24 protein-coding genes are annotated in these 25,462 nt (G+C 59.7%); 10 read left to right on the plus strand and 14 right to left on the minus strand.

Translation table 11 applies throughout. From position 1 onward, the window contains the following. Positions 1-13: 13 nt before the first annotated feature. The 3 genes from E3Z29_RS21910 to E3Z29_RS21920 are packed head-to-tail and all read right to left on the minus strand — an operon-like array spanning position 14 to position 3,843. The gene (locus E3Z29_RS21910) at positions 14-1,096 is read right to left on the minus strand and encodes a glycosyltransferase (protein WP_134786941.1); all 1,083 of its coding nucleotides are present in this window, start codon (positions 1,094-1,096) and stop codon (positions 14-16) included. Positions 1,097-1,135: 39 nt separating this feature from the next. Continuing rightward, on the minus strand, positions 1,136-3,364 hold the full coding sequence (locus tag E3Z29_RS21915; RefSeq protein ID WP_134786942.1) for a polysaccharide biosynthesis tyrosine autokinase: 2,229 nt from the start codon (positions 3,362-3,364) through the stop codon (positions 1,136-1,138). A 38-nt stretch (positions 3,365-3,402) separates the two neighbouring features. Next, a complete protein-coding gene (locus tag E3Z29_RS21920; RefSeq protein ID WP_007968224.1) occupies positions 3,403-3,843 on the minus strand; it encodes a low molecular weight protein-tyrosine-phosphatase in 441 nt (146 codons plus the stop codon). A gap of 291 nt (positions 3,844-4,134) precedes the next feature. Here E3Z29_RS21920 and E3Z29_RS21925 point away from each other — a divergent pair, with 291 nt between their 5' ends. Both E3Z29_RS21925 and tal read left to right on the plus strand, forming a co-directional pair. Further along, positions 4,135-5,085 carry a glycosyl hydrolase family 5 gene (locus E3Z29_RS21925; RefSeq protein ID WP_134786943.1) on the plus strand — a complete coding sequence of 317 codons (951 nt, stop codon included), beginning with the start codon at positions 4,135-4,137 and terminating at the stop codon, positions 5,083-5,085. A gap of 207 nt (positions 5,086-5,292) precedes the next feature. Next, positions 5,293-6,219, plus strand: coding sequence for a transaldolase (gene tal, locus E3Z29_RS21930; RefSeq protein ID WP_027611470.1), 927 nt, complete (start codon positions 5,293-5,295; stop codon positions 6,217-6,219). Between the two features lie 215 nt (positions 6,220-6,434). Here the strand turns inward: tal and rssC are convergent, their stop codons facing one another. Next, a complete protein-coding gene (gene rssC / locus E3Z29_RS21935; RefSeq protein WP_003226553.1) occupies positions 6,435-6,917 on the minus strand; it encodes an anti-sigma factor antagonist RssC in 483 nt (160 codons plus the stop codon). Then, positions 6,914-8,098 (minus strand): two-component system response regulator RssB, encoded by a 1,185-nt coding sequence (gene rssB / locus E3Z29_RS21940; RefSeq protein WP_134786944.1) that lies wholly within the window; start codon positions 8,096-8,098, stop codon positions 6,914-6,916. Before rssB ends, rssC begins: the two co-directional genes overlap by 4 nt. A gap of 274 nt (positions 8,099-8,372) precedes the next feature. Between rssB and E3Z29_RS21945 the strand changes: the two genes are divergently transcribed. Next, entirely contained in the window at positions 8,373-8,672 is a 300-nt protein-coding gene (locus E3Z29_RS21945) for a PilZ domain-containing protein (RefSeq protein ID WP_134786945.1), read from the plus strand. Between the two features lie 52 nt (positions 8,673-8,724). On the opposite strand, the gene E3Z29_RS21950 is transcribed toward E3Z29_RS21945, so the two are convergent. Further along, on the minus strand, positions 8,725-9,414 hold the full coding sequence (locus E3Z29_RS21950) for a VacJ family lipoprotein (RefSeq protein WP_115989289.1): 690 nt from the start codon (positions 9,412-9,414) through the stop codon (positions 8,725-8,727). 197 nt (positions 9,415-9,611) lie between these two features. Here E3Z29_RS21950 and E3Z29_RS21955 point away from each other — a divergent pair, with 197 nt between their 5' ends. Then, complete coding sequence (locus E3Z29_RS21955; RefSeq protein ID WP_134786946.1) at positions 9,612-10,232, plus strand: HAD family phosphatase; 621 nt, start codon at positions 9,612-9,614, stop codon at positions 10,230-10,232. Between the two features lie 109 nt (positions 10,233-10,341). Then, positions 10,342-10,605, plus strand: a complete 264-nt coding sequence (locus tag E3Z29_RS21960) for a DUF4404 family protein (protein WP_041074003.1) — start codon at positions 10,342-10,344, stop codon at positions 10,603-10,605. 178 nt (positions 10,606-10,783) lie between these two features. On the opposite strand, the gene queF is transcribed toward E3Z29_RS21960, so the two are convergent. Together queF and E3Z29_RS21970 are read right to left on the minus strand one after the other, a co-directional pair. Next, on the minus strand, positions 10,784-11,614 hold the full coding sequence (gene queF / locus E3Z29_RS21965) for an NADPH-dependent 7-cyano-7-deazaguanine reductase QueF (protein WP_098964791.1): 831 nt from the start codon (positions 11,612-11,614) through the stop codon (positions 10,784-10,786). A 61-nt stretch (positions 11,615-11,675) separates the two neighbouring features. Further along, positions 11,676-12,209 carry a plastocyanin/azurin family copper-binding protein gene (locus E3Z29_RS21970; protein ID WP_134786947.1) on the minus strand — a complete coding sequence of 178 codons (534 nt, stop codon included), beginning with the start codon at positions 12,207-12,209 and terminating at the stop codon, positions 11,676-11,678. A 154-nt stretch (positions 12,210-12,363) separates the two neighbouring features. Between E3Z29_RS21970 and E3Z29_RS21975 the strand changes: the two genes are divergently transcribed. Both E3Z29_RS21975 and E3Z29_RS21980 read left to right on the plus strand, forming a co-directional pair. Next, positions 12,364-13,044: a heavy metal response regulator transcription factor gene (locus tag E3Z29_RS21975; protein ID WP_134786948.1), complete on the plus strand. Its 681-nt coding sequence runs from the start codon at positions 12,364-12,366 to the stop codon at positions 13,042-13,044. Beyond that, a complete protein-coding gene (locus tag E3Z29_RS21980; RefSeq protein ID WP_134786949.1) occupies positions 13,044-14,393 on the plus strand; it encodes a heavy metal sensor histidine kinase in 1,350 nt (449 codons plus the stop codon). Before E3Z29_RS21975 ends, E3Z29_RS21980 begins: the two co-directional genes overlap by 1 nt. Before the next feature lie 98 nt (positions 14,394-14,491). Here E3Z29_RS21980 and E3Z29_RS21985 read toward each other — a convergent pair whose 3' ends face one another. The 3 genes from E3Z29_RS21985 to E3Z29_RS21995 form a co-directional block, all read right to left on the minus strand. Beyond that, complete coding sequence (locus E3Z29_RS21985; protein ID WP_134786950.1) at positions 14,492-15,736, minus strand: lipoprotein-releasing ABC transporter permease subunit; 1,245 nt, start codon at positions 15,734-15,736, stop codon at positions 14,492-14,494. A 169-nt stretch (positions 15,737-15,905) separates the two neighbouring features. Then, positions 15,906-16,592 carry a lipoprotein-releasing ABC transporter ATP-binding protein LolD gene (gene lolD / locus E3Z29_RS21990; protein ID WP_167734160.1) on the minus strand — a complete coding sequence of 229 codons (687 nt, stop codon included), beginning with the start codon at positions 16,590-16,592 and terminating at the stop codon, positions 15,906-15,908. A 7-nt stretch (positions 16,593-16,599) separates the two neighbouring features. Next, positions 16,600-17,850 (minus strand): lipoprotein-releasing ABC transporter permease subunit, encoded by a 1,251-nt coding sequence (locus E3Z29_RS21995; RefSeq protein WP_095668723.1) that lies wholly within the window; start codon positions 17,848-17,850, stop codon positions 16,600-16,602. 94 nt (positions 17,851-17,944) lie between these two features. Between E3Z29_RS21995 and E3Z29_RS22000 the strand changes: the two genes are divergently transcribed. After that, the gene (locus E3Z29_RS22000) at positions 17,945-18,526 is read left to right on the plus strand and encodes a PilZ domain-containing protein (RefSeq protein WP_007968195.1); all 582 of its coding nucleotides are present in this window, start codon (positions 17,945-17,947) and stop codon (positions 18,524-18,526) included. Between the two features lie 14 nt (positions 18,527-18,540). Beyond that, entirely contained in the window at positions 18,541-19,266 is a 726-nt protein-coding gene (locus E3Z29_RS22005; protein WP_134786951.1) for a glycerophosphodiester phosphodiesterase family protein, read from the plus strand. Positions 19,267-19,308: 42 nt separating this feature from the next. On the opposite strand, the gene sthA is transcribed toward E3Z29_RS22005, so the two are convergent. Together sthA and E3Z29_RS22015 are read right to left on the minus strand one after the other, a co-directional pair. Beyond that, on the minus strand, positions 19,309-20,703 hold the full coding sequence (gene sthA, locus E3Z29_RS22010; RefSeq protein WP_003226580.1) for a Si-specific NAD(P)(+) transhydrogenase: 1,395 nt from the start codon (positions 20,701-20,703) through the stop codon (positions 19,309-19,311). A gap of 197 nt (positions 20,704-20,900) precedes the next feature. Further along, positions 20,901-21,845, minus strand: coding sequence for an FAD:protein FMN transferase (locus E3Z29_RS22015; RefSeq protein WP_305955840.1), 945 nt, complete (start codon positions 21,843-21,845; stop codon positions 20,901-20,903). Positions 21,846-22,260: 415 nt separating this feature from the next. On the opposite strand from E3Z29_RS22015, the gene E3Z29_RS22020 reads away from it, so the two are divergent. Continuing rightward, complete coding sequence (locus tag E3Z29_RS22020; RefSeq protein WP_134786953.1) at positions 22,261-23,562, plus strand: MFS transporter; 1,302 nt, start codon at positions 22,261-22,263, stop codon at positions 23,560-23,562. Positions 23,563-23,743: 181 nt separating this feature from the next. Here E3Z29_RS22020 and E3Z29_RS22025 read toward each other — a convergent pair whose 3' ends face one another. Continuing rightward, a complete protein-coding gene (locus tag E3Z29_RS22025; RefSeq protein WP_003226583.1) occupies positions 23,744-25,207 on the minus strand; it encodes a glyceraldehyde-3-phosphate dehydrogenase in 1,464 nt (487 codons plus the stop codon). Positions 25,208-25,462: the final 255 nt, after the last annotated feature.

Raw genomic sequence — 25,462 nt, forward strand, 5'->3', positions numbered from 1 at the left:
GCTTGAGTTCTACTTAATAAGTGGGAGCGCAATACACGTCGTAGGTCTGGCGGATCATCAGCGCGGCACTGAAGCGCTCGCGCACGATGTTCCGGCCTTCGCTGCCGAGGTCGAGCAACCGCGGCTTCTGGATTCGCGCCAGCACGTCGGCCAGCGCCTGATGATCACCGGTGGGAAAGACGTAGCCGGACACTTCATGGGTGACCAGTTCGGGCAGTGACGTGCAGTTGCTGGCGATCACCGGCAAGCCCATGGCCATGCCTTCCAGCGGCACCATGGCAAAACCTTCCCAGCGGCTCGGAACGATCAGCGCGTCGGCCTGTTGATACAGCGCCTGCACTTCGGCCGGCGTGACCCACGGCAGGTACTCGACCGCGTCCATCTCGGGGCACTCGACCGTGTCCTCGTTGACCGCACTGCCGACCACCGTCAGTTTCAGATCACTTCGCTGCACCTTGGCGAAGGCCTTGAGCAGCACGTCGAAACCTTTCTGGTAATCGAGACGACCGACGAACAGCAGATGAATCGGCGCGGGGCTCTCGGCCTTCGGCGCCTCGTCGCGCTGGTGGATGCCGTTGTAGATCAGCTTCATGCGCGAGCGCTGAATGCCGAACCGCGCAGCCTTGTCCATCTCGTAGCGGCTGACGCAGATGATCACGTCGGTGACCCGCTGCAGGACCCGCTCGATCCATGCGTAGATCTTCTGCTTGGTCGGCGAGCTTTCCATCAGGAACGAAAAGGCGTGCGGGCAGTAGACGATTTTCGGCTTGCGCCACGGTCGCAGAAGCACACAGACCACGCGGCCGATCACCCCGGAAAAGGTGCTGTGCAAATGCACCACATCGGGTTTTTCCTTGAGCATCACCCGGGTCAGTTGCCAGGCAAAACGCAGCAGCGAACGCACATCACGCCCGCTGCGTTTGAACGTGCGAATCTGCTGTGCATCAATGCCGTGCAGCTCTTGTTTCTGGTCGAGCGGCACCAGATAGACCAGCTCGTAATTCGAATCCTGGCCTTCGGGCGACGCCGAGATGGTGCGGATAACGGTGGCGACCCCACCTTTTATCGTTTCAGCCACGTGCAGTATTTTCTTCACAACCCACCCACTTTCATGCCTGTTGGAACGCCCCTGATTTCAGGATTTGTCCGACGCGTATTCGTAGTTGTAATAGCCATAGCTGCCATTGCCGTAGTAGCTGGCAGCGCGCTTCTCGACGCCGTTGAACACCGCGCCCTTGAGCTCGATGCCGTTCTGCGCGAAGCGGCGAATGGTCGCTTCAATTTCCTTGGCCGGGTTTACCGCAAACCGCGTGACGATCAGGCTGATCCCGGCTTCACGCCCGACAATCGCCGCGTCGGTAACCGCGAGCAGTGGCGGCGTATCGATGATCACCACGTCGTAGCGCTGACTCAGCTCGGCGAGCAAATCGCGGAAGTTGGCGTGCATCAACAACTCGGAAGGATTCGGTGGAACCTGACCACGGCTGATGAAGTGCAGGTTGTCGATTTCCACCGTGTTGATCGCCTGCTCGATGCTGCAGCGCTTGACCAGCAGGTCCGACAGGCCATTGGCGATCGGCACATTCAGCGTCTTGTGCAGGTGGCCCTTGCGCATATCAGCGTCGATCAGCAGCACGCGCTGACCGCTTTGCGCCATGACCGCGGCGAGGTTGGAGGAGACGAAGGTCTTGCCGACCTGCGGGCTGGGGCCGGAGATCATGATGCGGTTGTTGGTCGAATCCAGCGCGGCGAAATGCAGGCAGGTGCGCAGGCTGCGGATCGACTCGATGGACAGGTCGGTCGGGTTGCGCAGGGCCAGCAGATAGGCCGGCGTCTCGGCGGTGATTTTGGCTCGGCCTTTTTTCGTGTCCTCGTCACGCTGCAAGGCGCTGTAGGGAATCGACGCGTACACCGGCAGCCCGAGCTGTTCGATGGCTTCCGGCCCTTCCAGACCCTTGCTCAACGATTTGCGCAACAGCACCAGGGCTACGCCGAGAAAGGCGCCGAGGAACGTTGCGATCAGCACGATCAGGGCTTTTTTCGGTTTGACCGGGCTGCTCAGGTCAACATCCGCCGGGTCGATCAAACGCACGTTGCCCACCGCCCCGGCGCGGACGATGTCCAGTTCCTGGGACTTGTTCAGCAACTGCGTGTAGATCTGCGAAGCCACTTCCACATCCCGGGTCAGGTTGAGCAGCTCCTGCTGCGTGGCCGGCAGATCACCGACCTTGCCTTCCAGCGACTTCTGCTGCTGGGTCAACTCACCGATCTGCGACATCAAGGCGCGATACGCCGGATGCTGTTTGGTGAACTTGCGATCCATTTCCGCCTGCTGCATTTTCAGCTCGGAAATCCGCGTTTCCAGCGCCACGGACTGACCAAGCACCGATTGCGTTTCCAGGGAAATATTCACGGTCTTGCCGTGGGTCTGATACGCGTTGAGCGCATCGCTGGCCTTGGCCAGATCACGCTTGACCTGCGGCAACTGGCTTTGCAGGAACGCCAGGCTCTGCGCCGCTTCCGCCGAGGTGCGGCGCACGTTCTGATCGACGTAGAGCGCGGCGATCTTGTTGAGGATCTTCACCGCCTCGGCCGCATCGGCGCTGGCCAGCGCCAAACGGATAATCCCCGACTCTTTACCTTGCTCGGAGATATCCAGCGCATCCTGGTAACCCTGAATGGTCACGATCCGTGGATTGCGCACCACTTCAAAGCGAGTACCCGGGTTGGCTTGCAGGCGGTCGATCAAACCCTCGACGCCGTCCTGGGCGAAGGCTTCGCCGGCGACGCCCTCGACCAACAGGTTGTCGTTGTCATCGAGCAACTGAAAGTGCTGTTGTTCGCCAGCCACCAGGGTGAGCTTCTTGCCCAACAACTCTTTGGGCAGATTGAGCCGAGTGAACTCCAGACGCTCGCCGCCCCAGGCGTAGCTGTTGAAGCCAAAACGCGGCGGCGCCACGCTGAACTCGGTTTCGCCGCGATAACGCCGGGCGAGAAAACCGCCGACCACCGGGAAGGTGTTGGGGGTGACGTCGATATCCAGGCGCAGGTCGTCGACGGTTTTGCCGATCACCGCACGGGATTTGATGATGCCGATTTCGGTCACCGACGGCGATTGCCCGCCGAGCATGCTGCTGAGGTCGGAAAAACCGAGCATATCGTTCTTTTTCGGTTCGACCTGAACCAGTGCGTTCGCCAGGTACACCGGCGTCGCCAATACCGCGTAGGCAACGCCAGCGGCCATGAATGCACCGGTGAATGCACCGATCAACCATTTCTGGTCGATCAAACTGCCGAATATGCCGAGAAGATCAATACTGTCTTGATCGTTATCACGGTTGGCGATTACTGACGGTAACTGCATAAGTCTTTCTTACCATTCACTGATCTGAAGAATATTCATCAATGTCCGAGGCGCTGCGCCCACGAGCTAACAGCATCTTCAATCAATGCATGGGCATGAATAAAAGCGGCCTTACCTTGACGATACGGATCCTGTATTTCTCGTTCGCTCTGCCACTTGCCGAGAAGAAATACTTTGCCTCGGGCGTGCGAGGCAATCTTCAGCACCTGATTCACATGTTGTTTTTCCATGACCAGAATCAGGTCTGATTCATTGACGATATCGGCGGTCAATTGCCGGGCCCGGAAACCCTCGGCGCTGTGCCCGTGGTCTTCCAGCACCTGGCGCGCCGAGGCTTCCATGCCTTCGCCGACCCGCGCAGAGAGACCTGCGGACGTCACCGAAATGGTTGAGGGGGTCAGCGCGTTACGCAGCAGAAGTTCTGCTGTCGGACTTCGGCAAATATTGCCAACGCACACGACGAGGATCTTTTTGAACAAGGTTTACATTCCTGTGTAATATCATTCTGCCAACATCTAGAGCGGATCTTAATGAACCCACTAGATCATCCTGCACTCAGAAATAGATTCGCCCTGTTAGTACCAGCGTATTAAGTACCACAGGGTCAAAAGCCGCCAAAACACAATTAACGGACTAAAAATAACTGTGATTTTCAGGTCTGGTTTTCCTGACAAAAAATAACATTGGCGCACTTAGTGCCATTGTCAGTTTCGAAACAGTTATCTCGAGATACCTTTTCGCCGTTGTCACTTCTCACCCGGAGAACCGACATGAAATCAGCCCATCTCAAACCCCTGAGCGCCCTGACCCTGTTACTGCTGGCGGCAACCGGCCAGAGCCAGGCCAATGAACTGTTCCCGGCATTGCCCGCCAATAAAACCATCGGGGTTCAGGTCAAAGTCCAGACCTTTTCCGCTGCCGACGCCGAGCGCGTCAAAGCCACCGGCTTCAGTTTCGTGCGTTTTGGCGTATGGACTGACAGCCTGCCCAGCGCGGCCTACCAGAAGCAGATCAGCGATGCCTTCGCCGTGGCCCGCGCTGCTGGTCTTCCGGTGCTGATGACCCTGCGCGCGACCAAGCCGTTACCGGCCAATGATCTGGCGAACGCGGGGGTCGCGTATGCCAACGCGCTGACCAGCCTGGCAGCGACCTATGGCTCACAACTGGTGGCGATCGAGCTATGGAATGAGCCGGACCTCGGCACTTACTGGCCGACCGGCAATTTCGACACGACGTTCGTGCCGTTCATGAGCGCAGCGTGCAAGACCCTGCAAGACAAACCCCAGACTGTCCCGGTGATCGGTTTTGGCTTCGCCCGGCCGCCGACTGCCGGCTCGGCGTCCACCGTGGCACTCAACCGAATCGTCAGCGAATACCCCAAATGCCTCAACGCGGTCTCCTACCATCCCTACGGCATGAGCGGCACGCAGATCAGCAACGCCCAGGCGTTTATCCAGCAGAACTTCCATCTGCCGGGGGTGATCAGCGAATGGGGCATCTCGGCGCTTCCCTCCAACGGCGGAACTGAAGGCCAAGCCAGTAAAATCAGTGCATTCGTGGCCGATATCAAAACCCGCAACATTGCCCTGACCTCGATTTACGAGTGGAAAAACAGCGACACCGGCAGCAATGACCGCGAGAAGAATTTCGGTCTGTTGACGTCCGATGGCCAGCCGAAACCGGCAGAAACTGCGGTCAAAACCCAGCTGAGCCAGCAATAACCTCCATCAATGTGCTCAAGGGGCGCTGGCCGTCAGTTGCTTTGAACCTGCGGCCGATTTTGGCATCGTATTCATCGATACCGCGCCCCACCGTTCAAACAGCCGTTCTCAGGTTGTTGCCCCCGGGGAACCCGTTGCGCCTTGATGCCCTTGAGTGGCTGTCAACGCTCGGGTAATGTCGTCAAACCCACAGGACAGAGCACACCCATGACTTCCAAGCTGGAACAACTCAAACAGATGACCACCGTAGTTGCCGACACCGGCGACTTCGAAGCGATCGCTCGGGTCAAGCCGGTCGACGCCACCACCAACCCTTCCCTGCTGCTCAAGGCAGCCGCCATCCCCGCCTACGCCGAGCTGCTGAACGCCTGCGTCAGCGACTGCAAGGGCGACGTGGGCCTGGCCAGCGACCGTTTCGGCGTCGCCGTCGGCCAGGAAATCCTCAAAGTGATTCCGGGCCGCATTTCTACCGAAGTGGATGCGCGCCTGTCGTTCGACCAGGACGCCGTGCTCAAGCGTGCGCATCGCCTGATCGAGCTGTACGACAAGGCCGGCATCGGCCGCGACCGCGTGCTGATCAAGATCGCTTCGACCTGGGAAGGCATCCGCGCTGCCGAGATCCTCGAGAAGGAAGGCATCCAGACCAACCTGACCCTGCTGTTCTCCTTCGCTCAGGCTGCCGCTTGCGCTGACGCCGGGGTGTTCCTGATCTCGCCGTTCGTGGGCCGCATCTACGACTGGTACAAGAAGGCTAACGGCAACGACTACACCGGCGCCGATGATCCGGGCGTGCAGTCGGTCACCCGCATCTACAATTACTACAAGGCCAATGACTACAAGACCGTGGTCATGGGTGCCAGCTTCCGCAACCTGAGCCAGATCGAGCAACTGGCCGGCTGCGATCGCCTGACCATCAGCCCGGACCTGATCGACAAGCTCGCGGCAGACACTGGCAAACTGGAGCGCAAACTCGCCCCGGGCCACGCCGGCGAAGCGCGCCTGAGCCTCAACGAAGCGCAATTCCGCTGGTTGTCCAACGAAGACGCGATGGCCACCGAGAAACTGGCTGAGGGCATCCGTCAGTTTGCCCGTGACCAGGAGAAGCTTGAGGCGCTGCTGCAGGCCAAGCTGTGATCTGAGTCGCTGAAATGCAAAAAGGGCGAACCCGGTTGGGTTCGCCCTTTTTTGTGCCTGCTGGATTATTAGTGTTTTGGCGAGAGCTATCGCGAGCAGGCTCACTCCTACAGTGGATCTGTGGATTACTCAAGATTATGCGTCGAATGAAAAACCCTGTAGGAGTGAGCCTGCTCGCGATAGGGGCCAGCAGGCCCTACCCACATTTCAGGCCATCAATGCCGTTCGAGGGCATTCACCAGGTCATGGAAGGCTTCACGGTTGGAGTCGTTCAGGCCCATGAGGATCTTGTGCGCTTCGAGCACCTTGATCCGCACCACTTCTTCGGACTGGTCCTGATCCGGCAGGTCATCCAAGCACTCGGGGCACGGCACCGGGTGGTTGACGATGTTGAACACCTGCTCGAAGCCCATCGACTGCAGCAGCCGGGTGATGTCTTCGTGGGTGGTGACGACGGTCGGCAGCAGGCCGACCTTTTGCCGCGACAGGATCGACAGTTTGGCCAGCAGGCCGAGGGTGGTGCTGTCGATGCTGCGGGTTTCGGTCAAATCGATCACGATCGCGTTGAAATTCAACGCGGTGAAGATTTTCTCAATAGTCGCATCCAACGCCGAACACAGGGTCAGGCGAACTTCACCGACGAACTTCAGGACGAAGGTGCCGTCCTGCTCGGCGAACTGGATTCTACCGGTACTCATTGAAGGTTCCTGCTCAACACCAACAGGGCGATATCATCCGGCATCTCCCCTAGCGTGGCCAATCCAAACACTTGCCGCAGACCATCCAGGCTGCCGCCCGCCGACTTCACCCGTTGGGGCAAAGCGGCTTCTTTTTCCTTGAGCGTCGGTTCTGGCAACAGATCCAGAATGCCGTCGGACATCAGCGTCAGGCTGAACGTCGGAGGCAGCTCAAGCACGTGATCTTCGTAGGCGGCCTCATTGAACAGGCCCACCGGCAAACCGCGGCCTTCGAGGTAACGAACACTGTCAGGCGTGTACAACACAGGCAACGGCAGATGGCCGCCGATGCTATAGGTCAACAAACCGGTCTCCTCGTCGATGACTCCACCGACCATTGTGACGTGTTTGCCCAGCTTACAACTGATCAGCCCCCGGTTGATATGACCAAGGACTTCCGAAGGCTTGAATTCCGGCAACGTGCCGTTGCGCTTGGACTCGAACAGCAGGCGCGTGGTCATGAACTTCAGCAGCACCGTGACGAACGCTGACGAGGCGCCATGGCCCGATACGTCGGCCAGGTAGAACGCCACCCGACGCTCGTCGACACGGAAGTAGTCGACAAAATCACCCGACAGGTACAGCGACGGGATGATCTGGTGGGCAAACTGGAACTCGTCGATGCGCCACGGGCTTTCCGGCAGCATGTTCATCTGCACCTGACGACCGGCGTTCTGGTCTTCCTGGAGCAGGTTCAGGCTGGCTTCGAGCTCGCGGTTGGCCTTCTCCAGCTTCTCGCGGTAGCGCTGGTTCTCCAGCAGCAGGCGCGCACGATCCAGCGCGCGACGCACCGAATGCTCGAGCACGGCCAGGTCTTCGAGAGGCTTGATCAGGTAGTCCGCCGCACCCAGGCGCAGCGCCTCGACCGCGTCGTTCATCACGCCGGCACCCGAAACGACGATCATCGGCGTTTGCGGTGAGCGCTCGGTGACCTGACGGATAAGTTCGAGACCACCCATCTGCGGCATGCGCAGATCGCAGATGACCAAGTCGGGCTTGTCTTGCTCGAATACCTGAAGACCCTGTTGGCCGTTGCTGGCCTGCAGGACGCTGAAACCACTGTCTTCCAAATAGGCCGCGAGGCTCGCGCGCACTACTTCGTCATCATCGATTATCAGCAGCGTGGCACTGGTTTTTGGCATGTGGGCAAACGGCGCCAGAATTAGGTTGGCGTAGCAGGCGGGGCATCGGCCCGGCTCAGACTACTGGATTCGCTTTCTAGCCTCTCTGCTGCACCGCTTTCGAGCATTGAGCCGGAACGCGATTGCACCAGAGGTGCCCTTCTAAGGCGCAGACGGTACTCCCATCCGCGGGGCGTTTCAAGCATGCGCCGATGGTCGCTTGACGACTTTACTTGTCAAATCACCGAGAGTTATAAGAACAGCTCAAACCGTAACCCAATGGAAGGTCGAAGCCATGAGTCAAACCGGTCGGGACTACAGCGAAAAGCGCGATTTCATACGCATGCGGGTCGATGCCGATGTGGTGTTGATTCATGAAGGTGATGAGATCGCCGGCGTGTGCATCGACCTCTCCAGCAGCGGCATGCAGGTCGAAGCACCGCGCCAGTTCGCGGTCGGTGACCGTTTGAGCGTGCGCATCGATTCCGATCATGCGGCGCTGAGCGGGCTGGAAGCGGAGACCGAAGTGGTCTGGGTCAAGGCTCAGGACGGCGATGGACAGAAGCTCGGCCTGACCATTCTGCAGATGAAATAAGCGCACACAAAAAAGGCGGCCTCGCGGGCCGCCTTCCTGTCATCGGTCGAAATCAGAAATCGTCTTCGACCTGACCATCCTTGACCTTGAACTCGCGGTTCTGCAGGTAGGCGTTGCGGATGAAGGTGTATTTGTCGCCGCTGATCAGCTTCTCGCTCGACAGCAGGCTGGCGCGGGTGTCGACGATGTTCAGGCCGAACACCGAGTTACGGACAGGCACGTCGTTGATGTAGCGGTACGGACCGGTGTAGCTGTCGACGTACTTGGACGGTGCATCACGCAGGGTGCTCGGGCCGAGCAACGGCAGCATCACGTAAGGGCCGCTGCTGACGCCCCAGTAACCGAGGGTCTGACCGAAGTCTTCGTCACTGCGATTCAGGCCCATTTTGGTACCGACATCGAAGAAGCCCAGCAGGCCGAAGGTGGTGTTGAAGATGATACGCGCGGTATCGACACCGGCTGCTGCCGGCTTGGCCTGCAGAATGTTGTTCGCCAGGTTGGTGACGTCACCGACGTTGCGGAACATGTTGTGGATGCCGTCTTCGAGGAACTGCGGCGTCACGAACTCATAACCCTGCGCCAGCGGCTTGAGCGCGTAGGTGTCGACGAAGTCGTTGAACTGGAAGATCGGGCGGTTGACGCTTTCCCAAGGGTCTTCTTCCGTTGCAGCGTTGGCGGCGAACGGAACCAGCAGGACGCTGGCACATACACATAGCTGAGCGAGAGGATTGCTCCAGCGCATAGAAAAACTCCTTGGATTTTTACTGGCGCGGGCACCCGGGCCCAGGCGTTAAGAGCGCTAGTATAAGCGCAAAAGCCGTTTTGGGCAGTCCACCCGTGAAGAGTAATGCCGGACGTTTCCAGGGAGCGCCTTCACACACCTGTCATCCAACTGTCACCGGCGTCGCCTAGCCTCATGCCTATTTCAGGGACGTTGCCATGACCCATGCTGAAGTCTTGCCTGTCGCCGCGCCCGGCCTGACCGCCGTGCTGTTCGGACTCAGTGGCTGTCTGGTGGATTTCGGCGCCCGTGCCCATCAACACGCCAGCGTACTGCCCGAGCACGCCGACGCCACACCCGGCGCTCTCGACAGCCTGCTCAGCCTGCAGCGCCAGCAGATTCCCTGTGCGTGGATCGACGAGCTGCCCCCTGCCCTCGCGCACCCCTTGGCGGCCTCTCTGCCGGCGTGGATCAAACCGACGCAATATTCAGCAACAATCAATCCATGGCCCGCACCGAACGCCTGCTGGCAGGCGCTGATGGGTTTGAACGTCAGCTGCCTGGATGGCTGCGTGCTGGTGAGCGGCGAGCCCCGGTTGCTGCAAGCGGGCCTCAACGCCGGGCTGTGGACCATCGGCCTGGCGTCCTGCGGCTCACTGTGCGGCCTGTCGCCGAGCGAGTGGCAAGCGCTGAGCCAGAACGAACGCGACCAACGACGCGGTAAGGCAACCCTGCAGTTGTTCGGGCTGGGCGTGCATTCGGTGATCGATCATCTGGGCGAACTCGACACCTGCCTGGCCGACATCAACCTGCGCCGCCTCAAGGGCGAAAAGCCCTGACCGGGATCATGCAGGTTGCCGCAGAGTGGATTAATCTAAAGGTCAGCCATAGACCTTTGGCGCGCGGCTGCGGTCAATGCCAGTGCCTCTTGATAAAAGGAACCCCACCATGCCCGCCCAAGAACTGCAAAAACAACTCGACACCCTGCGCGAGCAACTGGAGCAGAATCCTCCGCTGTCCGAAGCCGAACGTGAAGATCTGCATGCGCTGATGGCGCAGATCGAAACTGAAATCAAACTGGAGAGCGCCACTCAGGATGCCAGCATCGCCGATGGCGTGAACCTGGCGGTGGACCGCTTTGAACTCGAACACCCGGCCATTGCCGGCACCCTGCGCAATATCGTCAATGCGTTGGGTAGCATGGGGATCTGATTTCCCTCCCCTGAAATGCAAAAAGCCCTGCCAGCGCTGGCAGGGCTTTTTCATTTCCACAATTTGAAACACATTCCAATGTGGGAGCGGGCTTGCTCGCGAAAGCGGTCTGTCAGCCAATGCATCATCAACTGACAGACCGCTTTCGCGAGCAAGCCCGCTCCCACAATTCAGATGTTTATTGACGGACCAGGCGGTGGTTCGGCAGTTGTACCGCTTCAGTGCTGCGATACGGGTTGATATCCAGCCCACCCCGACGCACATAGCGCGCAAACACCGTCAGTTTCTCCGGCTTCAGCAAACGCTGCAGGTCGAGGAAAATCCGCTCCACACACTGCTCGTGGAAGTCCGAGTGCTGGCGGAAACTGACGATGTATTCCAGCAGACTCGCGTGATCCAGCGCCGCGCCACGATATTCCACCACCACGCTGCCCCAGTCCGGCTGACTGGTCACCGGGCAGTTGGATTTGAGCAGATGGCTATGCACGCTCTCTTCGACAATCTTCGAATCATCGCAACGCAGCAGTTCCGGACGCGGATGCTCATAGTTGCTGACGCTGATGTCCAGATCGTCGATGCACACGCCCGGCAACGCCACGACGCCTTCGGCTTCGACGTCCTTCAGGCTGCGTACCCGTACGCCGACCGGTTTGCCGGCAGCGGCCGACAGGTCCTTGACCAGCGTCGCCTCCAGGCTGGCGATATCGGCAAACGGTGTCTGATTCAGCGAGTTCAGGTACAACTTGAACGACTTCGATTCGATAATGTTCGGCGAATCCGCCGGAATGCTGAATTCACCGATCGCCACCACCGGCTTGCCCGATGGCAACAACCACGACAGTTCGAAGCAATTCCAGAAATCCACGCCTTTATACGGCAGGGTTTCGGCGGTCAGGCCCAGCTCGGCCCATTTCGCGGTGCGCGGAATCGGGAACAGCAGGGACGGCGTGTACGTGGCGATGTATTCGCTGGATTTGCCCAGCGGCGAATGTTCGGCTGCGGGATGCATGGCGGAAACCTGACTGAAGAATCAGCGGATTCTATCAGCCTTTGCGCCCGCCTTTGAGTGCTTACTGACTGACAGTCAGTTTGCCGACCATGCCCGCCTGGTAGTGACCGGGAATATTGCAGGCAAATTCCAGGCTGGTGGCCTTGCTGAAGGTCCACGTCAGCTCGGCGGTCTTGCCCGGCTCGACCAGCACGCTGTTGGGGTCGTCGTGCTTCATGCCGTGGCCCATGCTGCCGTGATCCATGCCCGCCATGTCGTGGGACATTTCTTTCATGCCGGTAGGCGTGAGCATGCCGCTTTGCTGCATCTGCAACATTTCCTGCTGGTGTTGGGCATGCATCGCGGCGTCACCGAGGTTGAATTCGTGCAGCAACTGGCCTTTATTCACCAGCACAAAGCGAACCGTCTCACCGGCCTTGACCTGAATCGCCTTGGGATCGAACGACATGTCGTTCAGTACAACTTCAATGCTGCGAGTAGCCTTGGCTGCTGGTGCCGGTTGGCCGAAATCATAGCTGTGCGCGGGTGCGGCCCAGACAGGTGAACTCAGCGCCAGCACACAGGCGGCGACGGCCAGAGGGTTGCGCAAAAACATAGTCATACTCCAACAAGATAAGGTTCAGCCTGTGGGAAACTCTAGCCCGCCTGCGCTGGCAGCTACCTGACAGGCAGATTACAACTTTGTCAGGTTGGCGCGTGTCGCCTGCTCCCACGGTATAACGCTTTTGTTCCTACAACCCGAGTCGCCCATGAAACTGCTGATCGTCGAAGACCAACCGAAAACCGGCCACTACCTGCGCCAGGGCCTGACCGAGGCCGGCTTCAACACAGAACTGGTGGCCGACGGCGTCAGCGGTCAGCAACTGGCGTTGAACGGGGATTATGCGCTGTTGATTCTCGACGTGATGCTGCCCGGGCGCAGTGGCTGGCAGATTCTGCAGGCGGTGCGCAACGCCGGCCTCGACACGCCGGTACTGTTTCTCACCGCCAAGGACGCCGTGGAAGACCGGGTGCACGGCCTCGAACTCGGCGCCGACGATTATCTGGTCAAACCCTTCGCCTTCTCCGAACTGCTGGCCCGGGTGCGCAGCCTGCTGCGCCGGGGCAGCGCCCTGCCCCAGGAAACCAGTCTGCAACTGGCCGACCTGCGTCTGGACCTGATTCGCCGTCGGGTCGAACGCAGTGGTCAGCGCATCGACCTGACCGCCAAGGAATTCGCCCTGCTGGAAATGCTTCTGCGCCGTCAGGGTGAAGTGCTGCCGAAATCGCTGATTGCCTCGCAAGTCTGGGACATGAACTTCGACAGCGACACCAACGTGATCGAAGTGGCGATCCGGCGCCTGCGCCTGAAGATCGACGATGACTTCCCCAACAAACTGATCCACACCGTGCGCGGCATGGGTTACGTGCTTGAAGAGCGTCCGGCCTGATGCGTCGCCTGTCGCTGACTTCTCGTCTGGCGCTGCTCTTTGCCGCCTGCACCGCCGTGGTCTCGCTGTTCGCCGGGGTGCTGTTCAGCCGCGCCAGCGAGGCGCACTTCATTGAGCTCGACCAGCAATTGCTCGACGGCAAGCTGATCGGTTTGCGCCGGGCCTTGCAGGATGTGCAACCCGTTCAGCGTGAGGCGCGGCTGGCGGATGAGCTGAGCCGTCAGGCCGATCTGGCGCTGCGTATTACCGGCAGTGACGGCCAGCGCTGGTACGACAGCTCGATCAATTTACCGCAGGACTTGCCGCAACAGCCGGGCCTGTCGACCATCAGCCATGACGGCGCCGACTACCGCGTGCTCAACGCCCCGCTCCACCCGGATCAACCCGACTCGCCACAACTGACGCTGCTGCTGGACATCACCCACCACCAGCACTTCCTGCAACGCATGCAGCATCTGATCTGGCTGACCGTCGGCTTGTCGGCCCTGGCCACTGCGCTGCTCGGCGCGTGGGCCGCGCGCAGCGGTTTGCGTCCGTTGCGCCGTATGAGCGCAGTCGCCCGTGGGATTTCTGCACATTCGCTCAACGCCCGACTGCCGGAAGCGCAAATGCCGCCAGAACTTGCGGAAATGGCCCACAGCTTCAACGCCATGCTCGGACGCCTCGATGACTCGTTTCAACGGCTGTCGGCGTTCTCTGCCGACATCGCCCATGAACTGCGCACACCGCTGTCGAACCTGCTGACCCACACCCAGGTCACCCTCACCCGCCCGCGACCGATCGAGGATTACCGCGAAGCCCTGCACAGCAATCTCGAAGAACTGCAATGGATGGCGCAACTGGTCAACGACATGCTTTATCTGGCCAAGGCTGATCACGGTTTGCTGATGCCCAAGCGTGAGGCACTGGAATTGGCGGATGAGAGCGATGTGCTGCTGGAGTTTTTTGCGCCACTGGCCGAGGACGCCGGGGTGACGCTGAGCCGCGAAGGTCATGCGCGCATGGAAGGTGATCGCAATATGTTGCGCCGGGCCTTGTCGAATCTGCTGGATAACGCGCTGCGCTTCACCCCGGCGTCAGGCAGCGTGCGCCTGTCCATCGTCGATCAACCGCACATAGCGCAGGTGTCGGTGGAGAACAGTGGCGAAGGCATTTCGGCAGAGTTGTTGCCACGGCTGTTTGACCGGTTTTATCGAGCAGATCCGGCGCGGCAGGAAGGCAGCAGTGAACATGCGGGGCTGGGGCTGGCGATTACCCAATCGATCGTCCGCGCCCATGGTGGGCAGATTCATTGCGAATCGGCTGCGGGGTGGACGCGGTTTGTGATTGAGTTGCCCAAGGGGAATTGAGGCCAGCAGGTCCGGCCCCTTCGCGAGCAGGCTCACTCCTACAGTTGAAATGCATTCCCCTGTAGGAGTGAGCCTGCTCGCGATAGCGGTAATAGAGCTTACGAATATCTCAGCGCATGCGCCGGCTCGATCTTCGCCGCCCGCAACGCCGGGTACACCGTCGCCAGGAAGCTCAGAATAAAGCCCGCCGAGCAGATCAACAGCACATCCCCGCCCTGCAATTCCGAAGGCAGGTTGCTGACGAAGTACACGTCGGAACTGAAGATGTGCTGCCCGGTAACGCGCTCGACCCAGCCAACCATTTCGCTGACGTTCAGCGCCGCGATCACGCCGAGCACGCCACCAATCAATGTGCCGACAATGCCGATCACCGTGCCCTGCACCATGAAGATCGCCATGATCTGCCGTGGCGTGGCGCCGATGGTGCGCAGGATCGCGATGTCTGCGCCTTTGTCGTTCACCACCATGATCAGCGTGGCGATGATATTGAACGCCGCCACCGCGACGATCATCAGCAACAGCAGGCCGATCATGGTTTTTTCCATTTTCATCGCGCTGAACAGGCTGCCCTGGGTGTGAGTCCAGTCGTCAGCCTTGAACTCATCGCCCAGGCCTGCGGCGATGTCCGAGGAGACTTTCGGCGCGGCGTACAGATCCTTCACCGCAAGGCGCACACTCTGCACCTGATTCGGCTGCCAGTGCTGCATGGTCGCGGCATCGGCCACGTGGATCAGGCCCATCGAACCGTCCAGTTCGGCGCCGACCTTGAACACACCGACCACGTTCAGGCGCTGCATGCGCGGGGTAATGCCCCCCGGTGCGGTGCTGACTTCCGGCACGATCAGAGTGATCTTGTCGCCGACGTTGAGGCGGAAGCGCCGCGCGGTGATTTCACCGATCACTACACCGAACTCGCCCGGCTTCAGGTCATCGAGACGTCCCTGCACAATGTGCTGGGCCACAATCGACACCTTGCCTTCCTGGGCCGGGTCGACGCCGCTGATCTGGATCGGCTGCATCAAACCCTTGTAAGACAGCATGCCTTCCATCTCGGTGAACGGCACGGCGGCGGTCACTTCCGGATTTTTCAGCGCGGCGGCGGCGACCGGCTGCCAGTCATCGATCGGCTTGACGCCAACGATGGTCGCGTGCGGCACCATGCCAAGGATGCGCGAGCTCATTTCGCGCTGGAAGCCGTTCATCACCGACAGCACCACGATCATCGCCAGCACGCCGAGGGCGAGCCCGATCATCGAAGTCATCGAGATGAACGAAACAAAGCGATTGCGGCGCTTGGCGCGGGTATAGCGCGTGCCGATAAAGATCGATAACGGTCTGAACATTCGCTGGGGCACCGTATAAAAAATCAAGCTTAAAAAAGCGGCCAATCGCTTGAGAGCGTAGCGAGCGAAGGAAAGACAAGGCAAAAACAGGCGAGGAAGCGGAGTCTACTGGCTGTAAATGAGCATTCCGAGCCTGTTTTTAACGCAGTATTTCCGAGCGCAGTAGCTCTCAAGCGATTGGAGTCAGGCAGCCTTCCTGCAATTGAAGGACGCGGTCCATCTGGCGGGCCAGGTTCATGTCGTGAGTCACCACCAGGAACGCCGTGCGCATTGAAGTGCTGAGTTCCAGCATCAAGTCCTGGATGCCTTCGGCGGTGTGCGAATCAAGGTTGCCGGTTGGCTCGTCGAGCATCACCAGGCCTGGATTGTTCACCAGCGCCCGGGCGATGGCCACACGCTGGCGCTCGCCACCGGACAGCTCGGCCGGTTTGTGCTCCAGACGATGGCCCAGCCCCACCCGCTCCAGCAACGCGGTAGCGCGCTGACGTGCTTGCGGGATCGCGGTCTTGCCGATCAGCAGCGGCATGCAGACGTTTTCCAGCGCGGTGAATTCCGGCAGCAAGTGGTGGAACTGGTACACGAACCCCAAGGCACGGTTACGCAGCAGGCCACGCTTCTTCTCGCTCAGCGCCGACAGTTCTTCGCCGTCGAGCCAGACGCTGCCTTCAGTCGGCGTGTCGAGACCGCCCAGCAGGTTGAGCAAGGTACTTTTGCCGGAACCGGACTTGCCGACGATCGCCACACGCTCGCCCGGGTGCAACTCCAGTTGCAGACCGGCCAACACTTGCACCGACTCCGGGCCTTCCTCGTAGGATTTGCCCAGGTTGCGGCAGCTCAAAATTGCTTTATCACTCATGCCCGACTCACTCATAACGTAGCGCCTCCGCCGGCTGGGTGCGCGCAGCACGCCAGGCGGGATACAGGGTGGCGAGGAAACTCAGGACCAACGCAGCAGCGCAGACCATGACCACGTCCTGGCTCTGCACCTGCGACGGCAGGTAATCAATGAAATACACATCGGCGTTGAGGAACTTGTGGCCGATCAGCCCTTCGAGGGCGGAAATCGCCGCACTGACGTTGAGCGCAGCGAAGATCCCGACCACGGCACCAATCGCCGTACCGACCACGCCGATCACGGTGCCCTGCACCATGAACGTGCGCATGATCGTCCCCGGCGTAGCGCCGAGGGTACGCAGAATGGCGATGTCGCTCTTCTTGTCATTTACCACCATCACCAGCGTGGAAATGATATTGAACGCAGCCACCGCAACGATCAGCAGCAACAGCAGACCGATCATGGCTTTTTCCATGCGGATCGCCTGATACAGGTTGCCGTGGGTGCGGGTCCAGTCGCGGGCGTAGTAATGGTCTTCGCCCAACTGCTGGGCGATGGTCCAGGCCACGCGCGGCGCCTGGAACAGATCATCGAACTTCAACCGGATGCCCTGCACCTGATCAGGCTTCCAGCGGTGCATCTTCGCCAGATCCTGCAGGTTGGTGACGCCCAGATAGCCGTCCAGCTCACCGGCGCCGACATGAAAAATGCCGACCACGGTGAAACGCTTCATGCGCGGGAACATCCCGGCCGGGGTCACGCTGACCTCCGGCGCGACGAAGGTGACCTTGTCACCGAGGCCCACGCCGAGCTTGGTCGCGGCCTTGTCGCCGATGACGATGCCGAAGCTGCCCGGCGTCAAATCGTCGAGTTTGCCCTGCTTCATGAAGTTGTCGATGATCGACACATTGCGCTCGAGCGCGGGGTCGATGGCGTTGAGCAACACCTTGGACACCTGGCCGTTGTTGGTCAGCAAGCCCTGCATCTGAGTAAACGGCGCAACCGCCGTCACCTCAGGGTTGCGTTTGACCTTGGCGGCCAGGCTCTGCCAATCGTTGATCGGTTCGCCGGTTTCAAGAGTCGCGTGGGGCACCATGCCCAACACGCGGGTGCGCATCTCATGATCGAAGCCGTTCATCACCGAAAGCACCACGATCATCACGATCACGCCGAGGGCGAGCCCGATCATCGAAGTCAGGGAAATGAATGACACAAAATGATTGCGACGCTTTGCACGGGTATAACGCGTGCCGATAAATACGAAGAGAGGTCTGAACATGTCGGGGCTTGTTCGGAGGGAAAAGGAACGTCCTTGTGGCGGGGGTCGATAACCAGCTTTACACTCAGACCACCGCCGCTACCATGGGTTCGCCATGTCGACATTAGATGAAGAAGATCGCCGCGAATACTACCGTATCGAGGACATGATCGCACTGGAAATTCGGCCCCTGTCCGCTCCCGAAGCCGCAGGCCAGGAAGTGTTGCAGGATGCTTCCCCGCTGTTCAACCTGCTCAGCGAACTGCACCTGAGCGAATTCGAGTCGCAGCACCTGTTACGCCAGATCAGCGAGCGCGACCGGGCGATCGCCGCGTTTCTCAAATCCCAGAACAAACGCATCGACCTGCTCAGCCAGGTGGTCGCCCTGACCGTGCTCGGCCATATCGGCGAGCCGCAACCGGTGATCATCTCCGAAGGCGGGATCGACTTTCAGCACCCGACCCCGATTGCCACTGGCGCGCACCTTTCGGTGAAACTGGTGCTGATGCCGCAGGCACTGGGCCTGCTGCTGCGCGCCCGCGTCACCCATTGCGACCGCAAGGGCGACGGCTACGACGTCGGCACCGAGTTCGAACACTTGACCGACGCCCAGCGCCAGTTGCTCGCCCGCTATATCTTGCAGAAACAGGCCCAGGAACGACGCCTGGCCCGTGAACAGAACGAATCAGGCATTTAAATTAAGGAAGCACCGTGACCCTCATCTACGGCCACCGCGGCGCCAAGGGCGAAGCACCGGAAAATACCCTGACCAGTTTTCAGGAATGTCTCAAGCACGGCGTGCGCCGTTGCGAACTGGATCTGCACCTGTCCAAGGACGGCGAGCTGATGGTGATCCACGACCCGACCCTCAAGCGCACCACCGACCGGCGCGGCAAGGTGGTCGAGCACACCGCCGCCGAACTGGTGACCTACGACGCGCGCAAGGGCGGCCCGGGCTGGATCAAGCCGTGCCCGATTCCGACACTGGAAGAGCTGTTCGAAAAATGTGATTTCGAGCACTGGCAGCTGGAAGTCAAAAGTGCATCGCGCACCCGCGCCGCGACTACCGTACTGGCGATTCGCGAAATGGCCCAGCGTCATGGCCTGCTGGACAAGGTCACCATCACTTCGAGCTCGCGGGAAGTGCTGAAAGCGGCGCTGGACCTGGTACCGGACGTGTCGCGTGGACTGGTGGCCGAATACGCCTGGCTCGACCCGCTAAAGGTCGCGGCCAGCTATGGCTGTGAGATTCTGGCTCTGAACTGGACGCTGTGTACGCCGGAACGCCTGCAGAAGGCGCAGCGTCAGGGGCTGCATGTCTCGGTGTGGACCGTCAACGAGCCTGCGCTGATGCGCAGACTCGCCGACTTCTTCGGCGTTGACAGCCTGATTACAGACTTTCCCGGTTTGGCCACTGCCACCCTCGAGAATTGCTGAAATCGGTCTCCCCGGCCGGCTCAGGCCACCGGCCGGAGCCCGTCAAAAAAGCCGGTTGAGGCCGTCGTACGCCGCTACCCGATAGGCTTCGGCCATTGTCGGGTAGTTGAACGTGGTGTTGACGAAGTACTTCAGCGTATTCAACTCGCCCGGCTGGCTCATGATCGCCTGACCGATGTGCACGATCTCCGACGCCTGATAACCGAAGCAGTGGACGCCCAGCACTTCCAGGGTTTCACGGTGGAACAGGATCTTCAGCATGCCTTGCGGCTCGCCGGCGATCTGCGCACGCGCCATGCTCTTGAAGAACGCCTTGCCGACTTCATACGGCACCTTGGCCTGGGTCAGCTCCTGCTCGTTCTTGCCGATCGAGCTGATCTCCGGAATGGTGTAGATGCCGGTCGGCACATCGTTCACAAAGCGCCAGCTACCGTTATCGACGATGCTGCCGGCAGCCGAACGACCCTGGTCGTGGGCGGCACTGGCCAGGCTCGGCCAGCCGATCACGTCGCCGGCGCCGTAGATGTTCGGCACGCAAGTGCGGTAGGCCTCGTCGACTTCGATCTGGCCACGGCTGTTGACCTTGACCCCGATGTTTTCGAGACCGAGCTGGTCGGTGTTGCCGGTACGGCCGTTGCACCAGAGCAAGGCGTCGGCCTTGATCTTCTTGCCGGACTTGAGGTGCAGGATAACCCCATTATCGACGCCCTCAACGCGATCGTAATCTTCGTTGTGGCGCACGGTTATGTTGTTGTTGCTGAAGTGATAGCTCAACGCCTGGGAGATTTCCGAGTCGAGGAAGCTCAGCAACTGACCGCGGTTGTCCACCAGTTCAACCAGTACCCCCAGACCGCTGAAGATCGAGGCGTATTCGCAACCGATCACACCGGCGCCGTAAACGATGAGTTTGCGCGGGGTGTGGCCGAGGCTGAGGATGGTGTCGCTATCGTAGATACGCGGGTGATTGAAATCGATGTCCGCCGGGCGATAAGGGCGCGAACCGGTGGCGATGATGATGTGCTTGGCCACCAGCTTCTCGACCACGCCGTTGGCGCAGACCACTTCGATGGTTTGCTCGTCGGCGAAGCTGCCGGTGCCGAAGAACACGTCGACGCGGTTACGGGCGTAGTAGCCAGTGCGCGAAGCGACTTGTTTGGAAATGACTTTCTCGGCGCTTTTCAACACGTCCGGGAAGGAGAACCAGCGCGGTTCGCCGATCGCCCGGAACATCGGGTTGGTGTTGAACTGCATGATCTGCCGCACCGAGTGACGCAGGGCCTTGGACGGGATGGTTCCCAGGTGGGTGCAGTTGCCGCCGACCTGGCGACGGCTATCGACCATCGCCACCTTGCGCCCTGCTTTGGCGGCGTTCATTGCCGCGCCTTCTCCCGCCGGGCCGGAACCCAACACCACCACGTCGTAGTTGTAGACAGCCATGCGTACTCCTCAGAACAGGCCGCGGTGCCAGCAGCACCGGCGGCTAAATCACGCCGAATCGTGGCGCGAAGGAACAATTGGGGGTCAGTAAAGAACCCGGACACAGTCTATAGAAGCGTCAACGCCGCGCACATTAACCCTTGGTCGCGTCGTAGGCTACTTTTGCCTGCACTACAACGCCAGCTTTCGTACTGTTTTCAGTCAATTTTTGCGCCACTGAGGCGTTCGAAAGCCGCACTGGTGCGGATAACAAAACCTGTATCGGCACGAATCACGAAGAATGCACCAATGTCATGTTTTTCGGCATAGTCCCAAGCCCGTTCAGGCCCGAGAATCAGCAACAGCGTCGATAGTCCATCGGCCATCAACGCTGAAGGATGAATTACCGTGACTGACGCCAGGTTATGTAGGACCGGCGCCCCGCTCCGCGCATCGAAGGTGTGGGAATAGCGCCGGCCATCCTGCAGGAAATAGTTGCGGTAATCACCGGAGGTGGAAACCCCGTAGTCGTCGACCTGAATGATCCGTTCGGCCACCTGTTGATCGTCTCGGGGCTCTTCCAGCGCAATACGCCAGGATGAGCCATCAAGCTTCTTGCCCTTGGCCTTTAGCTCACCGGTGGCTTCGGCGAGATAGTCATGGATGCCCATCGACTCGAGCCTGGCGGCGATGGTGTCGACCGCGTAACCGGCGGCGATGCTGTTGAAGTCGACTTCGACAGCGGCGTCCTTGCACAAGCGGTCGCCGTCGATATGCAAATGGCGGTAGCCGACTCGCTGCAGGGTTTCGGCCAGCGCGGCGGAGTCGGGGACTTTCTCTTCACGCCCTTGCGGGCCGAACCCCCACAGGTTCATCAGCGGCTCGACGGTCAGGTCGTAGGAACCTTCGCTTTGCTCTGACAGCTGTTCGCCGACACGGACCAATTCGAGCACGGCAGCCGGCATGGTCTGACAGCTGTTCGCCGGCAAAGCATTGAAGCGCTCGATGTCTGAGTCACTGCGATAGGTCGACATCTGCTGATCGACGTCGGTGAGGATTTTTTCCACTTCAAGCTGGACCTGCGCGACCTCGGGAAGACCGGCGTGGCGCACGTACTTGATTGAATAGGTGCTGCCCATGGTCGGACCGCCGAAGCTTTCCATGGAATCGCCGTTGCCGCAGCCGGACAAGGCGCCCACCAGCAGCAAAAGGCTGATCAGCCTCCTTTTAGACAAATCCCCTACTCCCCACACAAAGCTGAAGATTATGCGCCAGAACCTGTAGGAGCTGCCGAGTGAAACGAGGCTGCGATCTTTTGCTTTTGATCTTTTCAAGCAACATCAAAGATCGCAGCGTTCCGCAGCTCCTACAGGTTTTTCATTCGCTTGAAAGCCTCATGCTGGCCTTCGTAATGGCTATATCGTTTAAGCAGTGCCCTAACCAATTGTTGCCTAACGTTCTTTATACACATATGGTTACAAAACTGTTCACGGGTACTGCCTGAGTTTGCCGCGTGACGGCGAGGACGTGTCTAGTTCAGGGATTTCCAATAAGACAGCCAACAGAGAGTACGAACCAATGTCCTCCACCACGGGCAAAGGCAAAGCGATTTTTCGCGTTGTCAGCGGCAATTTTCTCGAGATGTTCGACTTTATGGTCTATGGCTTCTACGCCACGGCCATTGCCAAAACCTTCTTCCCGGCCGACAGCGCCTTCGCTTCCCTGATGCTCTCCCTGGCGACGTTCGGTGCCGGCTTCCTGATGCGTCCGCTGGGAGCGATTTTCCTCGGTGCCTATATCGACCGCCATGGCCGTCGCCAGGGTCTGATCATTACGTTGGCGCTGATGGCCGCCGGTACAGTGCTGATTGCCTGTGTCCCCGGCTACGCCACCCTCGGCGTCGCCGCCCCACTGATCGTGCTATTCGGTCGTTTGCTGCAAGGCTTCTCGGCCGGCGTCGAGCTGGGCGGTGTTTCGGTGTATCTGGCGGAAATCGCCACGCCGGGCCGCAAAGGCTTTTTCGTCAGTTGGCAGTCCGCCAGCCAGCAGGCGGCGGTGGTGTTTGCCGGCCTGCTCGGGGTTGGCCTCAACCACTGGCTGAGCCCGGAACAGATGGGTGACTGGGGCTGGCGCGTGCCGTTCCTGATCGGCTGCATGATTGTTCCGGTGATCTTCGTCATTCGTCGTTCGCTGGAGGAAACCCCGGAATTCCAGGCGCGCAAACATCGCCCTACCCTGCGGGAAATCGTCCGCTCAATCGGTCAGAACTTTGGCATCGTCATCGCCGGCATGGCGCTGGTGGTGATGACCACGGTTTCGTTCTACCTCATCACCGCCTACACCCCGACCTTCGGCAAGGCTGAACTGCATCTGTCGGATTTCGACGCGCTGCTGGTGACCGTGTGCATCGGTCTGTCGAACTTCTTCTGGCTGCCGGTGATGGGCGCGGTGTCCGACAAGATCGGGCGCAAACCCCTACTGCTGGCGGCGACCATTCTGGCGATCCTGACCGCCTACCCAGCGCTGTCGTGGCTGGTGGCGAACCCGAGTTTCAGTCATCTGCTGATCGTCGAACTGTGGCTGTCGTTCCTGTACGGTTCGTACAACGGCGCGATGGTCGTGGCTCTGACCGAAATCATGCCGGTGGAAGTGCGCACCACCGGATTCTCGCTGGCCTATAGCCTGGCGACGGCGACCTTTGGTGGCTTCACGCCAGCAGCCTGTACTTATCTGATCCATGTGCTGGACAACAAGGCTGCGCCGGGGATCTGGCTCAGCGGTGCGGCGGTACTGGGGTTGATTGCGACGCTGGTGCTGTTCCGTGGCAACAAACATGAACTGCGGACTGCGCAAGCGGCCGTGGCAGGTGGCGCCCGATAAAACGCCTTCGGGAGCAAGCCCCCTCCCACAAGGACCGGTGGTGCCAACATGATTGTGTGAACACCGCCAAACCTGTGGGAGGGGGCTTGCTCCCGAAGAGGCCGGTACAGGCAATAAAGATTCAGCAGGCATAAAAAAACGCCCCGACCTAAGTCGGGGCGTTTTCATTTGCAGCGAAGGCTTAGCGCGGGAACGCTGGCGGGTTTACACCGGCCATGTCTTCCATCACGCGAACCACCTGGCAGCTGTAGCCGAACTCGTTGTCGTACCAGACGTACAGAACAACGCGGTTGTCCTGAACGATGGTCGCTTCAGCGTCGACCACACCGGCGTGACGCGAACCCACGAAGTCAGTGGACACCACTTCCTGCGAGTTGACGAAGTCGATTTGCTTGTGCAGATCGGAGTGCAGCGCCATGTAGCGCAGGTACTCGTTCATCTCTTCACGGCTGGCGGCTTTCTCAAGGTTCAGGTTGAGAATGGCCATCGACACGTTTGGCGTCGGAACGCGGATCGCGTTACCGGTCAGCTTGCCGGCCAGCTCAGGCAGAGCCTTGGCAGCAGCGGTGGCAGCACCGGTTTCGGTGATCACCATGTTCAGCGCGGCGGAACGGCCACGGCGATCGCCCTTGTGGAAGTTGTCGATCAGGTTCTGGTCGTTGGTGTACGAGTGAACGGTTTCGACGTGACCGTTGATGATGCCGAACTTGTCATTCACAGCCTTCAGCACCGGCACGATGGCGTTGGTGGTGCAGGAAGCGGCGGACACGATCTTGTCGTCAGCGGTGATTTCGTTGTGGTTGATACCGTGAACGATGTTCTTCAGCTTGCCTTTGCCAGGCGCGGTCAGAACAACGCGAGCGACACCCGGGCATTGCAGGTGCTGACCCAGGCCATCGGCGTCACGCCATACACCGGTGTTGTCCACCAGCAGCGCGTCTTTGATGCCGTACTGGGTGTAATCCACCTCGGTCGGGTTCTTCGCGTAGATCACCTGGATCAGGTTACCGTTGGCGGTGATGGTGTTGTTTTCTTCGTCGATGACGATGGTGCCGTTGAACGGACCGTGTACCGAATCGCGACGCAGCAGGCTGGCGCGCTTGGTCAGGTCGTTTTCGGCGCCTTTGCGCACGACGATGGCACGCAGACGCAGACCGTCGCCACCACCGGTTTTCTCGATCAGGATGCGCGCCAGCAGACGGCCGATACGACCGAAGCCGTACAGCACAACGTCAGTGCCTTTGCGGGCCGAAGCGTTTTGCTGACCAACCACGTCAGCCAGTTCTTCACGCACGAACTGCTCGGCGCTGCGGCCATTGCCTTCACTACGGAATTTGAACGCCAACTTGCCCAGGTCTACCGAAGCCGCGCCGAGCTTGAGCTCGCTCATGGCTTTCAGCAGAGGGAATGTTTCGTGGACGGAGAGTTCGCTATCGTCGGAGGAACGGTGGCGAGCAAAGCGGTGAGCTTTGAGAATCGCGATGACAGACTGGTTGATCAGGCTGCGGCCATAGATCGAGCTCACCACGTTGTTATTGCGGTAGAGCTGACCGATAAGCGGAATCATCGCTTCTGCGAGTGCTTCACGGTCGATCCATTCACCAAGACACTGGTCGGGCTTCTGAGTCACGGGAACCTTCCACATGTAGGGGCAGAAAAAAGGGGCTACATTATGCCGCCGAGAACCTCTTGTAGCAATGCGCGCTTGTCGCGCAATCGGTAACAAAATCCCGTTCAAAAAAATCACGCCCCGCGCCAGCCCAGTAAAACCGGGGCTTCCAGCGCAGTCAATTTTTCGACGACTGTTAGACGATGTCTGTAACCCTCCGTAACACCAGTCGATTTCGGCACTACATAACCACTAAAAAAGTGCTCGTTTTTATGGTTACCACTACATTTT

The sequence above is a fragment of the Pseudomonas sp. S150 genome, assembly GCF_004526365.1.
Lineage (GTDB): Bacteria > Pseudomonadota > Gammaproteobacteria > Pseudomonadales > Pseudomonadaceae > Aquipseudomonas > Aquipseudomonas putida_A.